Annotated in this window: 15 protein-coding genes; 11 read left to right on the top strand and 4 right to left on the bottom strand. The window is 62.9% G+C overall.

The window, feature by feature from the left end; translation table 11 throughout:
* Positions 1-103: 103 nt before the first annotated feature.
* Entirely contained in the window at positions 104-1,909 is a 1,806-nt protein-coding gene (locus tag NKG99_RS26895; protein WP_352872027.1) for an IlvD/Edd family dehydratase, read from the bottom strand.
* A 147-nt stretch (positions 1,910-2,056) separates the two neighbouring features.
* Between NKG99_RS26895 and NKG99_RS26890 the strand changes: the two genes are divergently transcribed.
* Complete coding sequence (locus tag NKG99_RS26890; RefSeq protein WP_352872025.1) at positions 2,057-2,509, top strand: SRPBCC family protein; 453 nt, start codon at positions 2,057-2,059, stop codon at positions 2,507-2,509.
* A gap of 61 nt (positions 2,510-2,570) precedes the next feature.
* Here the strand turns inward: NKG99_RS26890 and NKG99_RS26885 are convergent, their stop codons facing one another.
* Complete coding sequence (locus NKG99_RS26885) at positions 2,571-3,758, bottom strand: Mrp/NBP35 family ATP-binding protein (protein WP_352872024.1); 1,188 nt, start codon at positions 3,756-3,758, stop codon at positions 2,571-2,573.
* A gap of 247 nt (positions 3,759-4,005) precedes the next feature.
* On the opposite strand from NKG99_RS26885, the gene NKG99_RS26880 reads away from it, so the two are divergent.
* Positions 4,006-4,383: a VOC family protein gene (locus tag NKG99_RS26880; protein ID WP_352872023.1), complete on the top strand. Its 378-nt coding sequence runs from the start codon at positions 4,006-4,008 to the stop codon at positions 4,381-4,383.
* An 11-nt stretch (positions 4,384-4,394) separates the two neighbouring features.
* On the opposite strand, the gene NKG99_RS26875 is transcribed toward NKG99_RS26880, so the two are convergent.
* Both NKG99_RS26875 and NKG99_RS26870 read right to left on the bottom strand, forming a co-directional pair.
* Positions 4,395-5,399: an inorganic phosphate transporter gene (locus tag NKG99_RS26875; RefSeq protein ID WP_352872070.1), complete on the bottom strand. Its 1,005-nt coding sequence runs from the start codon at positions 5,397-5,399 to the stop codon at positions 4,395-4,397.
* A gap of 3 nt (positions 5,400-5,402) precedes the next feature.
* Positions 5,403-6,044 carry a DUF47 family protein gene (locus NKG99_RS26870; protein WP_352872022.1) on the bottom strand — a complete coding sequence of 214 codons (642 nt, stop codon included), beginning with the start codon at positions 6,042-6,044 and terminating at the stop codon, positions 5,403-5,405.
* Between the two features lie 152 nt (positions 6,045-6,196).
* Here NKG99_RS26870 and NKG99_RS26865 point away from each other — a divergent pair, with 152 nt between their 5' ends.
* The 9 genes from NKG99_RS26865 to NKG99_RS26825 all read left to right on the top strand — a co-directional run bounded on the left by NKG99_RS26865 (position 6,197) and on the right by NKG99_RS26825 (position 15,304).
* A complete protein-coding gene (locus NKG99_RS26865) occupies positions 6,197-7,096 on the top strand; it encodes a LysR family transcriptional regulator (RefSeq protein WP_352872069.1) in 900 nt (299 codons plus the stop codon).
* Positions 7,097-7,237: 141 nt separating this feature from the next.
* Entirely contained in the window at positions 7,238-7,711 is a 474-nt protein-coding gene (locus NKG99_RS26860; RefSeq protein ID WP_502911017.1) for a formate dehydrogenase subunit gamma, read from the top strand.
* Positions 7,708-9,264: a formate dehydrogenase beta subunit gene (locus NKG99_RS26855; protein WP_352872019.1), complete on the top strand. Its 1,557-nt coding sequence runs from the start codon at positions 7,708-7,710 to the stop codon at positions 9,262-9,264. Before NKG99_RS26860 ends, NKG99_RS26855 begins: the two co-directional genes overlap by 4 nt.
* A 10-nt stretch (positions 9,265-9,274) precedes the next feature.
* Positions 9,275-12,187 carry a formate dehydrogenase subunit alpha gene (gene fdhF, locus NKG99_RS26850; protein ID WP_352872018.1) on the top strand — a complete coding sequence of 971 codons (2,913 nt, stop codon included), beginning with the start codon at positions 9,275-9,277 and terminating at the stop codon, positions 12,185-12,187.
* A 2-nt stretch (positions 12,188-12,189) separates the two neighbouring features.
* Positions 12,190-13,020, top strand: coding sequence for a formate dehydrogenase accessory sulfurtransferase FdhD (fdhD, locus tag NKG99_RS26845; RefSeq protein WP_352872017.1), 831 nt, complete (start codon positions 12,190-12,192; stop codon positions 13,018-13,020).
* On the top strand, positions 13,010-13,321 hold the full coding sequence (locus NKG99_RS26840) for a formate dehydrogenase subunit delta (protein ID WP_352872016.1): 312 nt from the start codon (positions 13,010-13,012) through the stop codon (positions 13,319-13,321). The genes fdhD and NKG99_RS26840 overlap by 11 nt, the downstream gene beginning before the upstream one ends.
* 111 nt (positions 13,322-13,432) lie before the next feature.
* Positions 13,433-14,407, top strand: coding sequence for an alpha/beta fold hydrolase (locus NKG99_RS26835; RefSeq protein ID WP_352872014.1), 975 nt, complete (start codon positions 13,433-13,435; stop codon positions 14,405-14,407).
* Positions 14,408-14,490: 83 nt separating this feature from the next.
* A complete protein-coding gene (locus tag NKG99_RS26830; RefSeq protein WP_352872012.1) occupies positions 14,491-14,853 on the top strand; it encodes a nuclear transport factor 2 family protein in 363 nt (120 codons plus the stop codon).
* A gap of 136 nt (positions 14,854-14,989) precedes the next feature.
* Entirely contained in the window at positions 14,990-15,304 is a 315-nt protein-coding gene (locus NKG99_RS26825; protein ID WP_352872010.1) for a hypothetical protein, read from the top strand.
* Positions 15,305-15,493 lie beyond the last annotated feature (189 nt).

Below are 15,493 nucleotides of genomic sequence, written 5' to 3'. Positions count from 1 at the left end.
GCCTGATTGATCAGGCCGCCAGTCGTCGATGCAGCGCCTGTGATTGTCGGCAGGAATAATTGATGATTATCCCTTGGAACAATCGGTGATTATCCCGGAATAATCAGTGATTATCCCTCGGAACGCCGCTGGTGTGCGCGACGTCCTGGTATTTCACCGCCGGCTCCAGCACCATTCCCTCCGAGAACTGCGCGACCATGCCACGCTGGATCTCCTGCCAGGGCGTCTGGTGCTTGGGATAGTGATACCCGCCATTGTTCTGCAGTTCGGCGCGGCGGCGGGTGATCTCGTCATCCGTGACGAGGATATCGGCCGTGCCCTTGCGCAGGTCGACGCGGACACGGTCGCCCGTCTTCAGCAGCGCCAGCCCGCCGCCGATCGCCGCTTCCGGCGAGGCGTTGAGGATCGACGGCGAACCAGACGTGCCCGACTGGCGACCGTCACCGATGCAGGCAAGCGCGTGGATGCCCTTCTTGATGAGGTATGCCGGCGGCTGCATGTTGACGACCTCGGCACCGCCGGGATAGCCGACCGGGCCAGCGCCGCGCATGAACAGGATGGTGTGTTCGTCGATGCCTTGCGCCGGATCGTCGATGCGGGCGTGGTAGTCTTCCGGCCCGTCGAAAACCATGGCGTTGCCTTCGAAAGCCTCGGGATCCCTGGGGTTGGACAAATAGCGCTCGCGGAACTCCGGCGAGATGCCGCTGGTCTTCATGATCGCCGAATCGAACAGATTGCCCCTCAGGTTGATGAAGCCGGCATTGGCTTTCAACGGCTCGGCCACGGTGCGGATAACTTCGATGTTCTCGTTGACCACCCCTTCGCAGTTGTCGCCGATCGATTTGCCGTTAACGGTGATGGCTTCGGGGAAAGGCAGCAATCCGCCCTTCATCAATTCGGCCACAACGGCCGGCACGCCGCCCGCGTGGTGATAATCCTCGCCGAGATATTCGCCGGTCGGCTGCAGATTGACGATGAGCGGGATCTTGAGCCCGACCTTCTGCCAGTCGTCATTGTCGAGCGGCACGCCGAGATGGCGGGCAATCGCATTGAGATGGATCGGTGCATTGGTCGAGCCGCCAATGGCCGAGTTGACGACGATGGCGTTCTCGAAGGCCTGGCGCGTCATGATGTCGGACGGCTTCAGATCCTCGTGCACCATCTCGACAATGCGCTTTCCCGTCTCATAGGAAATCTGGCCGCGCTCGCGGTACGGTGCGGGAATGGCGGCCGAGCCAGGCAATTGCATGCCAAGCGCCTCGGCCAGAGAGTTCATCGTCGTGGCGGTGCCCATGGTGTTGCAATAGCCGGTGGACGGCGCCGACGAGGCGACGATATCCATGAACTCGTCATAGCCGATCTCGCCGGCCGATAGCCGCTGGCGCGATTCCCAGACGATGGTGCCGGAGCCGGTGCGCTTGCCCTTGTGCCAGCCATTGAGCATCGGGCCGACCGACAGCGCGATCGCCGGGATGTTAACGGTGGCGGCCGCCATCAGCAGGGCCGGCGTCGTCTTGTCGCAACCGATGGTGAGCACGACGCCATCGAGCGGATAGCCGTAAAGCACTTCGACCAGGCCGAGATAGGCAAGGTTACGGTCAAGAGCGGCGGTCGGGCGCTTGCCGGTCTCCTGGATCGGATGGCAGGGAAATTCGAAAGGAATGCCGCCCATCGAGACGATGCCTTCGCGCACGCGCTTGGCAAGTTCGATATGATGCCGGTTGCAGGGCGAAAGATCGGAGCCGGTCTGGGCGATGCCGATCAGCGGCTTGCCGGACATCAGTTCGGCGCGTGTCAGTCCGTAATTCAGGTAGCGCTCGAGATAGAGCGCCGTCATGCCCGGATTGTCGGGATTGTCGAACCACTCCTGCGAGCGAAATTTTTTCTTAGTGGTGGGGGCGCCTGCCATTGGTGGTCTCCGTATTTGTAAGACAAATCGATATGGCAACGCGCGAGAGCAGGCAAGAGGGCGTGCGGTCGCAACCGGACTTTGGTGTGATAGACACGCACCCAGCCGTGCGTTAGGGCTTCATTCAGTCTTGTCCGGGAGGTTTTCATGGCTTTGGTGATCGAAGGCGAGGAGCGCATTGCCGCTCCCCTGCAAAAAGTGTGGGAAGCGCTGAACGATCCCGAGGTCTTGAAGGCGACCATTCCCGGCTGCCAGAGCCTGGAGATGAAATCGCCGACCGAAATGGCGGCGACCGTGGTGGTGAAGATCGGACCGATCAAGGCGACGTTCAACGGCGAAGTGACGCTGAAGAACCTGAAGCCGCCGCACTCCTACACCATCCAGGGCGAGGGCAAGGGCGGCATTGCCGGCTTCGCCAAGGGCGGCGCCGACGTGACGCTGACATCAGATGGACCGGATACCACGGTGCTGAAATACGCCGCCAAGGCCGACGTCGGCGGCAAGATCGCCCAGCTCGGCAGCCGGCTGATCGAATCGACCTCGAAGAAACTCGCCGGACAGTTTTTTTCCAGCTTCGGCGAGAAGGTCGGCGCGGCTTAGGCTGAGGCCTGCCTGAACAATGCTTGGGCTTGTTTAGGGTTGGCGTCGACCGAGCGGAAACCTACTCGAACACAATACTCGGCACGGCGGCAGCAGCCGCACCACGCTCTTCGTTGACCCGGTCCCAAACCTTCGAAGCAATGTCGCGGTAGATTTTCGCTTCGGCGCCGTCGGGCTTCGAGATGACCACCGGCGTACCGGCATCCGAGCTTTCGCGTATGCCCATCTCGAGCGGCACTTCGCCGAGGAAGGTGACGCCGAGGCGCTCGGCCTCGCGGCGGGCGCCGCCATGGCCGAAAATGTCATAGCGCTTGCCGGTGTCGGGAGCGATGAAATAGCTCATGTTCTCGACGATGCCGAGCAACGGCACATCGACCTTCTTGAACATGTTGAGGCCTTTTCGCGCGTCGATGAGAGCAAGGTCCTGCGGCGTCGAGACGATGACGGCGCCGGCCAGCGGCACCTGCTGGGCCATGGTCAGCTGCGCGTCGCCGGTGCCGGGCGGCATGTCGACGACGAGCACGTCGAGCCGGCCCCACTCGACCTCGCGCAGCATCTGCGTCAGTGCCGACATCACCATCGGGCCGCGCCAGATCATCGGCGTTTCCTCATCGACGAGGAAGCCCATCGACATCACCTTCAGGCCGTAATTCTCCATCGGTTTCAGGATCTTGCCGTCGACGGTCTGCGGCCTGCCATGGATGTTGAGCAGCCGCGGCATGGATGGGCCGTAGATGTCGGCATCGAGCACGCCGACGCGCAGGCCGTTGGCGGCGAGGCCAAGCGCGATGTTGACGGCGGTGGTCGACTTGCCGACGCCGCCCTTGCCGGAGGCAACCGCGATGATTGCCTCGATACCGGGCACGCCGCGCTTTCCCGAACTGTGCGAGGCAGGCGCGTGCGGCGCAGCACGCGGCGTGGCAGCAGCGGGCGGAGCCGGCCTGGGTGCGGGGCGCGACGGAACCGGCGCCTCCATGCCGCCGCCCTTCTTTTCGGCCGTCAGCGCGACGACGGCGCTGGCGACACCGGGGATCGCCTTGACGACACGTTCCGCCGCGGCACGCAGCGGCTCCATTTCCTGGGCGCGGGCGGCGGGAACGGTAATCGAGAAGAAGACCTTCCCGTCGGCGATGAAAATCTCCGAAACCATGCCGAGGTCGACGATGTTGCCGGTGAAATCCGGCCCGTTGACCGTCTTCAGGCGCTCGATGACGATTTCCTTGGTGACGTTCTGCTGGACGGCGGACATGATTTTTTCCTTGGACGGTTCAGGGCTTCAGATAATGCAGTTTCCGGACAGAACCAAGGCGTGGAGCAACAGGTGCCTCGGCGTGCCCGGAAAAACGATGAAGCCTGTCTGATCGCCGACCGAACGCATCCGCGGAAAACGGCGGCCAAAGTGGCCGATCATTCCATAAAGTCGACGGTCGCCAATCTGCCGGTGCGACCTATCTGCATGACCATGGTGAGCACGACAACCAGGGAAGGAGATCATCATGCTCGCAAACTTCAACGCAACGGCCAACCTCGCGGTGAAGGATCTCGCGAAAGCCAAGGCTTTCTATGAGGGAACGCTTGGCCTGGAGCAGGTGCACGATGAGGGCGGTGAACTGATCGTGTATAAAAGCGGCGACACAGCCATCAACGTCTATCATTCCCAATATGCCGGAACCAACAAGGCAACAGCGGTGACGTGGACCGTTGGCGACGAGATCGGCAATGTCGTCAAGGCGCTGAAGTCGAAGGGCGTCAGCTTCGAGCACTATGAGATGCCGGGCTTGACACTGGAGGGCGATATCCATGTCGGCTCCGGAATGAAAGTCGCCTGGTTCAAGAATCCAGACGGCAACATCCTGAACCTTGTGGACAGGTAGATGTCTTCACGTCACCTCGCCAGCCCAACCGCCAGATAGGTGAGCGCCGAAATCACAGCGGTCGCCGGCAAGGTGACGATCCAGGCAATGACGATGTTGCTGGCAATGCCCCAGCGCACCGCCGAGACGCGGCGGGCGGCGCCGACGCCGATGATGGCACCGGTGATGGTGTGCGTGGTCGAAACGGGAACCCCGAGCCAGGTGGCGGCAAACAGCGTGATCGCGCCACCGGTCTCGGCGCAAAATCCCTGCATCGGGTTCAGCCGGGTGATCTTGGAGCCCATGGTGTGGACGATGCGCCAGCCGCCGAACAGGGTGCCGAGCGCCAGCGCCGACTGACAAGTGAGGACGACCCATAGCGGCACATAGAACGTCGCGCCGAGCATGCCTTGCGAATAGAGCAGCACGGCGATGATGCCCATGGTCTTCTGGGCGTCATTGCCGCCGTGCCCGAGCGAATAGAGCGAGGCGGAAAAGAACTGCAGGACGCGGAAGGAGCTGTCGACGGCGAATGGCGTCTGGCGCACGAAGAGCCAGGAAACGGCGAGGATCAGGACAAGCGCCAGGATAAAGCCGGTCGCCGGCGAAACGACGATCGCGGCGACAGTCTTGCCGAGTCCCGTCCAGACGATGGCACCGACGCCTGCCTTTGCCACACCGGCGCCGACCAGACCGCCGATCAACGCATGCGAGCTGCTCGACGGGATGCCGGCGATCCAGGTGACGATGTTCCAGACGATGGCGCCGACAAGGGCTGCAAAGATCACAGCCGGGGTGACGATGCTGACGTCGACGATGCCCTTTCCCACTGTCTCGGCGACGTGGAGGCCGAAGAACATGAAGGCGATGAAATTGAAGAAGGCCGCCCACAACACCGCATATTGCGGCCTCAGCACGCGGGTGGAGACGATGGTGGCGATGGAGTTGGCCGCGTCGTGCAGGCCGTTGAGAAAATCGAAGAACAGCGCGACGGCGACGAGGCCGACCAGCACGGGAAAGGCGATGGTGGCTTCCATCACCTAGACATTCTCAATGACGATGCCGCTGATCTCGTTGGCGACGTCCTCGAAGCGGTCGACCACCTTTTCCAGCTCGCCATAGATCTCGCTGCCGATCATGTAGGCCATCGGGTCGCTGCGGCCGTGCTTCCTGAAGAGATCCTTCAGCCCTTGCTCGTGCAGATCGTCGGCCCGGCTTTCGACGCGCATGACCTCTTCGGCGATGGCATTGAGGCGCACCGTGTGCGCCCCGACCTTGCTGAGCAGCGGGATCGCCTCGGCCACCAGCTTGGCGGCGGCGACGATGATGCCGCCCATTTCCTGCATCAGCGGGTCGAATTCCCTTTTTTCGAACAGCTTCACCGTCTTGACGGTCTTGTGCATCATGTCGATGGCATCATCCATCGACTGGATCAGGTCCTTTATGTCGCCGCGATCGAAAGGCGTGATGAAGGAGCGCCGCACCGCCAGCAGGACTTCCGCGGTGATATGGTCGGCCTCGTCCTCGAGATCGATGATTTTCTGGCCCCAGCGGTCGATGTCCTTGCCCTGGAGAAGCTGCTCCAGTGCCTCGGCGCCACCGACCACGGTGCGGGAATGTCGTTCGAACAGTTCGAAGAAGCGATCTTCGCGCGGCAAAAGCTTGCGGAACCAGCCCAGCATGGTCGATCTCCCAGGTTTCATTCACATAGCGCCGCATTCAGCCGGGGGGAACAGGTAGCCGGCTTAAAGATGTGGATGCAGGCCAATTGCGCATGGCGCTTGCGATGAAACGCAATTTCCCCGACCTTGCGCCGAACGACCGGAAAGATCGCATGATCGACAAGCTGGAATTCTTCATCGCGCTGGCCAGGGAGGAGCATTTTGGCCGGGCGGCGGAATTGTGCGGCGTGACCCAGCCGACGCTGTCGGCCGGCATCAAGCAGCTGGAGGGCCAGCTCGGTGTGATGCTGGTTTTGCGCGGCTCGCGCTTCCAGGGACTGACGCCGGAGGGCAAGCAGGTGTTGGCCTGGGCGCGCCGCATCGTCGGCGACACCCGCACCATGCGCGAGGAGATGCGCGCCGCGCGCTACGGTCTGTCGGGCCGCATCCGCATCGCCGCCATCCCGACGGCGTTGGCCATGGTGGCGCGGCTGACGACGCCGTTCCGGGCAAAGCATCCGGGCGTCACCTTCTCGGTGCTGTCGCGGACCTCGATCGAGGTGCTGTCGCTGCTCGGCAATTTCGACATCGATGCCGGCATCACCTATCTCGACAATGAGCCGCTGGGGCGGGTCACCAGCGTGCCGCTCTACGACGAGCGCTATCAACTGATCACCGCGATGGGAAATCCCTATTCCGATCGCGACAAAGTGACATGGGCGGAGCTCTCAAGCCTGCCTCTGTGCCTGTTGACGCCTGATATGCAGAATCGCCGCATCATCGACCAGCATCTGGCCGAAGCCGGCGTGCAGGTGCGGCCGACGCTGGAATCCAACTCGATGATCGTGCTGTTTTCGCATATCCGCACCGGCAAATGGTCGTCGATCATGCCGCTCAACCTTGCGGAAACATTCGGCTTTTCCGAGCCGATCCGCGCCATCCCGATTGTCGAACCGGACGCCAGCCACACGGTCGGCCTGGTGGCGGCGCCTCGCGAACCTCACACGCCGCTGGTCTCGGCGCTGTTGGACGAGGCAATGGCGCTGGCGGACGATTTCCACGCCCACCGCTAGGCTAAACAATGCTGGATGACCGAGCTCGATAGAAATTTTCTATCGAGTAACGAAACAGCTTTATTGATTGAGCGGGTTTCCTCTGATTTTGTAACGACTTAGCGATAAAAAGCTATCGACCAGGGAGGGCGCTGCGTGACGATGCAGCCTGCAAGTACCGAGATCACATCGCGCACGGCCGCGATCATCCAGGAGCTGAAGGGCCTCGAAGGCCCGCTGCTGCCGATCCTTCACGGCATCCAGGAGGAGTTCGGCCATGTGCCCAAGGATGCGCTGCCGGTCATCGCCGAGGCGCTGAATATCTCCAGGGCCGAGGTGCACGGCGTCGTCACCTTCTACCATGATTATCGCAGCCATCCGGCCGGCCGGCATGTGCTGAAGCTCTGCCGGGCGGAATCCTGCCAGTCGATGGGTTCGGACGCCATCGCCGCCAAACTGAAGCAGTTGCTTGGCATCGGCTTCCATGAGACGACCGGCGATGGTTCGGTGACGCTGGAGCCGGTCTATTGTCTGGGCCTGTGCGCCTGTTCGCCCGCCGCAATGCTCGATGGCCAGGTGATCGGGCGGCTCGATGACGAAAAGCTCGACGAGATCGTTGCCGAGGTGCGCTCATGATCCCGCGTATCTACATTCCCGGCGATTCCGGCGCGCTGGCGCTGGGTGCCGAAAAAGTCGCCAAGGCGATTGCAAGTGAGCTTGCCGAACGCGGCATCGAAGCCAAGATCGTGCGCAACGGCTCGCGCGGGGCTTATTTCCTCGAACCGATGGTCGAAGTGGCGACCTCCAACGGCCGCGTCGCCTATGGACCGGTCAAGCCGTCCGACGTCAAAAGCCTGTTCGACGGCGGCTTCCTCACCGGCGGCCATCACAAGCGCTGGCTGGGCGCGCCTGACAAAATCCCCTTCCTGGCCAAGCAGACGCGGCTGACCTTCGCACGTTGCGGCGTCACGGATCCGCTTTCGCTCGAATCCTACAAGAAACATGGCGGGTTGAATGGACTGACGAATGCGTTGGGACTGACGCCTGCCGCCATTGTCGCCCAAGTGACCGAATCCGGACTGCGCGGGCGCGGTGGCGCCGGCTTCCCGACCGGCATCAAGTGGAAGACGGTGCTCGATACATCAGGCGACCGCAAATACATTGTCTGCAACGCCGACGAAGGCGACTCGGGCACCTTCGCCGACCGCATGATCATGGAGGGGGATCCCTTCGTGCTGATCGAAGGCATGACGATCGCCGGAATTGCCACGGGCGCGACCAAGGGTTTCGTCTATGTCCGCTCGGAATATCCGCATGCGGTGGCGGTGATGAACAAGGCCGTCGAGATCGCCCGCAAGGCCGGTGTTCTTGGCGCCAGCGTGCTGGGTTCGGCCTATGCTTTCGACATGGAGATCCGGGTTGGCGCAGGCGCCTATGTCTGCGGCGAGGAGACGGCGCTGCTGGACTCGCTCGAAGGCAAGCGCGGCATGGTTCGGGCAAAACCACCGCTGCCGGCTCACAAGGGGCTGTTCGGCAAGCCGACGGTGATCAACAACGTCATCTCGCTGGCCTCGGTGCCTGTCATCATGGACAAGGGTGCGACCTTCTACAAGGATTTCGGCATGGGCCGCTCGCGCGGCACGATTCCGATCCAGATCGCGGGCAATGTCAAATATGCCGGCCTGTTCGAAGCCGCTTTCGGCATGACGCTGGGCGAGATCGTCGACGAGATCGGCGGCGGCACGGCCACCGGGCGCCCGGTCAAGGCGGTGCAGGTCGGCGGACCTCTCGGCGCCTATTTCCCGCGCGCGCTGTTCGACACGCCATTCGATTATGAGGCCTTCGCGGCCAAGGACGGGCTGATCGGCCATGCCGGCATCGTGGTGTTCGACGACACCGCCGACATGCTGAAACAAGCGCGCTTCGCCATGGAGTTCTGCGCCATCGAAAGTTGCGGCAAGTGCACGCCGTGCCGCATCGGCTCGACGCGCGGCGTCGAGACCATCGACAGAATTGCCGCGGGCATCGAACCGGAGAAGAACCTCGCTCTGGTCACCGACCTCTGCAACACGATGAAGTTTGGTTCGCTCTGCGCACTGGGCGGCTTCACGCCCTACCCTGTCATGAGCTCGATCACCCATTTCCCCGACGACTTCAAGCCTGCGCCCGTGCGCGTGGCTGCTGAATAGGAGCTGGCAGATGAACATCAAGGCCGACTTCCCATCCCTCGTCGAAGAGATCGACTATGGAACCCCGGAATCGAAGGCGCAGAAGCGGGTCACGCTGAATGTCGACGGCCGCAGCATCACCGTCCCGGAAGGCACCTCGATCATGCGTGCCGCGATGGAAGGCGGGGTCGAGATCCCGAAGCTTTGCGCCACCGACATGCTGGACTCCTTCGGTTCGTGCCGTGTCTGCCTCGTCGAGATCGAAGGGCGCGGCGGCACGCCGGCATCCTGCACGACACCCGTCGGCGAGGGCATGGTGGTGCGTACGCAGACAGAGCGGCTCGACGCCATTCGCCGCGGCGTCATGGAACTCTACGTCTCCGACCATCCGACCGGCTGGAACGAAAAGGCCGGAACCGGCGCCAGCGAATTCGATGCGGTGGCGAAGTCGATCGGGCTGACCGAGAACCGCTACGGCATCGAGGGTCGCAACCACGTCAAGCCGGAAGACGGCGTGGCGCCCGGCCATGGCTCGCTGGCGGTCGATTATATCGCGCGCGACGAATCCAATCCCTATTTCACCTATGACGCCTCGCAATGCATCGTCTGCTCGCGCTGCGTGCGGGCCTGCGAGGAGGTCCAGGGTACCTTCGCGCTGACCATCGAGGGCCGTGGTTTCGAATCCAGGGTCTCGGCGGGCATGCATGAGGCATTCATCGATTCGGAATGCGTGTCCTGCGGTGCCTGCGTGCAGGCTTGTCCGACCGATGCGCTGCGCGAGAAGACGGTGCTTGCCAAGGGCCTGCCGGAACGCTCGGCTGTCACCACCTGCGCCTATTGCGGCGTCGGCTGTTCGTTCAAGGCCGAAGTGAAGGGCGACGAGGTTATTCGCATGATGCCCTACAAGGAGGGCAAGGCGAACCACGGCCATTCCTGCGTGAAGGGCCGTTTCGCCTATGGCTACGCCACCCACAAGGACCGCATCCTGTCGCCGATGATCCGCGAAAAGATCACAGATCCGTGGCGCGAAGTGAGCTGGGAAGAGGCGATCGCCCATACGGCAAAGGAATTCCGCCGCATCCAGTATCAGTACGGACGCACCGCGATCGGCGGCATCACCTCGTCGCGCTGCACCAACGAGGAAACCTACCTCGTCCAGAAGATGGTGCGGCAGGGCTTCCGCAACAACAATGTCGACACCTGCGCGCGCGTCTGCCATTCGCCAACGGGCTACGGGCTCGGCCAGACATATGGCACCTCGGCCGGCACGCAGGATTTCGACTCCGTCGATTACACCGACGTCGCCGTCGTCATCGGTGCCAATCCCGCCTCGGCCCACCCGGTATTCGCCTCGCGACTGAAGAAGCGGCTGCGCCAGGGCGCCAAGCTGATCGTGCTCGATCCGCGCCGCACCGAGATGGTCAAGTCGGCACATATCGAAGCGGATTATCACCTGCCGCTGAAGCCCGGCACCAATGTGGCCGTGCTGACGGCCCTGGCGCATGTCATCGTCACCGAAGGCCTGTTCGACGAAGCCTTCATCCGCGAACGCTGCGACTGGACGGAATTCCAGGATTGGGCATCCTTCGTCGCCTTGCCGGAAAACAGCCCCGAAACCGTCGGCAAGCTGTCCGGCGTCGATCCCGAACTTATCCGTGGTGCTGCGCGTCTCTACGCTACCGGCGGCAACGGCGCGATCTATTACGGCCTGGGCGTGACGGAACACAGTCAGGGCTCAACCACGGTGATGGCGATCGCCAACCTCGCCATGGCCACCGGCAATATCGGCCGGCCAGGCGTCGGCGTGAACCCGCTGCGCGGCCAGAACAATGTCCAGGGCTCCTGCGACATGGGCTCCTTCCCGCACGAACTGCCCGGCTATCGCCATATCTCCGGCGAAGCCGTGCGCGACATCTATGAGACCCTGTGGGGGGTGAAGCTGGACGACGAACCCGGCCTGCGCATTCCCAACATGCTGGATGCCGCCGTCGACGGCAGCTTCAAGGGTATCTACATCCAGGGAGAGGACATTCTTCAGTCCGACCCCGACACCAAGCATGTCGCAGCCGGCCTCGCCGCGATGGAATGCGTCGTCGTGCACGACCTCTTCCTCAACGAGACGGCGAACTACGCGCATGTCTTCCTGCCGGGCTCGACCTTCCTGGAGAAGGACGGCACCTTCACCAACGCAGAGCGTCGCATCAACATGGTGCGCAAGGTTCTGGAGCCGAAGGCGCGCTACGCCGATTGGGAGGCGACGCAGGAGCTTGCCCGCGCGATCGGGCTGGACTGGAACTATCAGCATCCTTCCGAGATCATGGACGAGATCGCGATGACGACGCCGAGCTTCGCCGGCGTCTCCTTCGAATTGCTCGACCGTGTCGGATCCGTGCAATGGCCCTGCAACGAGAAGGCGCCGCTCGGCACCCCGATCATGCATATCGATGGGTTCGTGCGCGGCAAGGGCAAGTTCATCCGCACCGAATATGTGGCGACGGACGAGAGGACGGGGCCACGCTTCCCGCTGCTGCTCACCACCGGCCGCATTCTGTCGCAGTACAATGTCGGCGCGCAGACTAGGCGCACCGACAACATCATGTGGCACGGCGAGGACCGGCTGGAGATTCACCCGCACGATGCCGAGAATCGCGGACTGCGTGACGGCGACTGGGTCCGGCTGACCAGCCGCTCGGGCGAGACGACGCTGCGCGCGCTGATCACCGACAGGGTGTCGCCCGGCGTCGTCTACACGACGTTCCATCATCCGGACACGCAGGCCAACGTGATCACGACCGACTTCTCGGACTGGGCGACCAATTGTCCGGAATACAAGGTGACGGCGGTGCAGGTCGGCGCCTCCAACGGACCGTCGGAATGGCAGCGCGATTATGACGAGCAGGCACGCAACAGCCGTCGCATCGCGAAGCTGGAAGCGGCGGAATAGTCTTGAGCGCGCGTCGCAAAGCCACGACGCAGGTATCGCGGCTGGCGCGCCGCGCGGTCGGGACGACGGCTGCCGACCGCATGGTGCCGGAAGAGACGCCGGTGGCGTTCTCCTTTGCCGGCACGACCCATGCGGTGATGATGGCAAGCCCGGCCGATTTCGAGGATTTCGCGCTCGGCTTCTCGCTGACCGAAGGCATCATTGCTACGCCGGAGGAGATCGAGGCCATCGAGGTCGAGGATCATGGCGCCGGTATCGACATCCAGATCAGGCTGAAGGACACCGCCAACACGCGCTTCGAGGCGCGGCGCAGACGACTGGCCGGCCCGGTCGGCTGCGGGCTCTGCGGCATCGAATCGATCGAGGAAGCGATGCGCTCGGTCGACGAAGTCGGTGCGTCGAAACTTACACTTGATGCCGACGATATCGTTCGCTCGGTCAAGCTTCTGTCGAAAGTGCAGCCGCTTCACACCGAGACCGGAGCCGTGCACGCCGCCGGCTTCTATGTACCGGGCAAGGGCATCGTCATGGCGCGCGAGGATGTCGGCCGTCACAATGCGCTGGACAAGCTGGCCGGCGCGCTTGCCAGGGCCGGCATCGATGGCGCATCCGGTGCTGTCGTGGTGACGTCGCGGGTGTCGGTCGAAATGGTGCAGAAGACGGCGGCGATCGGCTCGGCCTTGATCATCGCCGTCTCGGCGCCGACCGCACTTGCCATCCGCACGGCGCAAGAGGCCGGCATGACGCTGGTGGCGCTGGTTCGCGGCGACGATTTTGATATTTTCACCCACCCCGGCCGGGTGGTTTGCGGAGTTGCCAAGCATGTCGCATGACGAAGAACACATCATGAGCACCCGCGAGAAGCTGGTGCGCATGGCAAACCAGATCGCCGATTTCTTCCACTCCAAGCCACGCGAGGAAGGCATTGCCGGCGTCGCAGAGCACATCAACAAGTTCTGGGAGCCGAGGATGCGGCTGCAACTGTTCCAAATGCTGGACGCCGGCACCGAGAACTTCAACGAGTTGGTGGTGGCCGCCTCCGTCAAGATCAAGCGGCCGATCACCCCGGCTGAAGCCGACCTCAAACTCGGGCTCAAGGCCTTCCCCGCCGACGTCGCCGCCTCGCAAAAGTAGCCGTCGAGTCTTGCCGGCCTATATTCGCTGTCGCTAAAGTTTAAACTGCCGCGATCGACGCTGTTCTGCTATGGTTGACGACCAGAAATCGTCAGGCCGGGCGGAAACCTCGTGAGGCCGATCGAGACCCGATACGCCCACAGCGGCGATGTGCGGATCGCCTATCAGGTGGTCGGCCAGGGGTCGTTCGATCTCGTCTTCGTGCCGGGCTTCATTTCCAACCTCGACCTGCACTGGGAAGACGAAGGTTATACCAGGCTCCTGAGGCGGCTTTCGGCGTTCTCGCGGCTGATCCTGTTCGACAAGCGCGGCACCGGTCTGTCCGATCGAGTCGACGCCCACCACCTGCCCAGTCTCGAAACTCGGATGGACGATGTGCGCGCGGTGATGGACGCCGCCGGCAGCGGCCGTGCAGCGTTGCTCGGCGCCTCCGAAGGCGCGCCGATGGCGATGCTGTTCGCCGCCACGTATCCGGAGCGGACGCGGGCGCTGGCGCTCTATGGCGGCTATGCGCATTTCCACAAATGGGTGATGTCGCCCGAACGCCTCGATGCTTTCATCGAGATGGCGGAGACAGCCTGGGGTACCGGCGCAACTTTACCCAATTTCGCGCCGAGCCGGGTCGACGACGCGCATTTCGCCCAATGGTGGGCACGCTTCGAACGATTGTCGGCGAGCCCGACGGCGGCGGCGGCGCTGGCGCGCATGAACGCCGGGATCGACGTGCGCGGCGTGCTGGCGGCGATCAGCGCGCCGACGCTGCTCATTCATCGCCGCAACGATGCGCGGGTCGATCCTGACGCCAGCCGCTACCTGGCCAAAAAGATCCCGAATGCGCGGCTGGTCGAGATTCCCGGGCGCGATCATCCGATCTGGACCGGCGATGTCGATCGGGTAGCCAACCTGATCGAGGAGTTCCTGACCGGTGGGCGAGCCGTGGCCGAGGTGGACCGCGTGGAGGCGGTGGCTATGGCGGCGATCGTGCGCCACTGGTCGACGATACTCAACGGCAGCCAGTTCGATCTGACGACCTTCAAGAAGCAGACCGGCGACGTGTTCGCGGCCGTCAAGGCCAAGTCGCAGTGAAGAAATCACTGCCCGGCGATGAGCGCCGGGCAGCACTTCGACCATCAACCGCCCGGTCGGAAGACGGGCCAATGGAGGATGAAATGCTGACCAAGACCCAAATGGTGAATGGCGCGGCGATCAAGAAGGCGATCGAAAGCCGTGACGGCAGGATGCTGTCGAGCTTCTACGCCGACGACGCGCTGGTGCGGGTGATCGACCGCAACAACCCGCCGAGCAAGCCGCGCGAGATTCGTGGACGCGCGGCGATCAGCACATTCTGGGACGACATCTGCAGCCGGGCGATGACCCACAAGGTCGACACCACCATCGCCGACGGCGACAGCCTGGCCTTCACCCAGGCCTGCGCCTATCCGGACGGCACCAAGGTGTTCTGCGCCGCGATGCTGGAGCTGAAGAATGGGCTGATTGCACGGCAGACCGTCGTGCAGGCCTGGGACGAGTAGGTCAACCGCAGAGCCTGTTCATTCATCCCGATTGAAGCGGGATAGCTCTGTTTCCGTGCTGGGGCATGATCTTTTCCGAAAACCGGTTTCCCTTTTTCGAGATCATGCTCTGGCCGCAACCCTGGAGGAGAAGACAATGTTCAGCGCCAGATGGCAGATCGACGCCAAGTTCGGACACAAGCAGACCGTGCTCGACCTGTTGAAGAAATGGGAACGCGAGATCGGGTCGCAGGTCGGCCTCGCCGAGCTGGAATTCCAGATCATGACCGGTTCGATCGGCGCCCGGGAAGCGACGGTCGAGTCGCACCACCAGGTAGAGAGCCTGGCCCAGTTGGAGGCGTTCTTCGCCAAGATCAGCAAGATCGACGCGCACGCCAAATGGGGCAAGGAGATCGAGCCCTACGTCGTGTCGGGCACCAGCCTGTGGAACATCTACCGAATCGTGGAGTAGCGGTCTTCGCCCCGTTTACGGGGAGAAGATGCCGGCAGGCAGATGAGGGGCAGAGCCAGCTTTGGAAGCGTCGCGCCGCCCCTCATCCGTCACTTCGTGCCACCTTCTCCCCGTAAACGGCAGGGCTGTCCGGGGAAATCTATTCATATATGAAGGCCATCTGATTGAGGGAGGATCGGTCTCTTGGTC

Origin of the sequence: Mesorhizobium sp. M1409 (genome assembly GCF_040317535.1) — a bacterium.
In the GTDB taxonomy this organism is placed as follows: Bacteria; Pseudomonadota; Alphaproteobacteria; order Rhizobiales; family Rhizobiaceae; genus Mesorhizobium.
The sequence above is the reverse complement of the archived record's forward strand: the minus strand, read 5'-3'. Positions and strand labels throughout refer to the sequence as shown.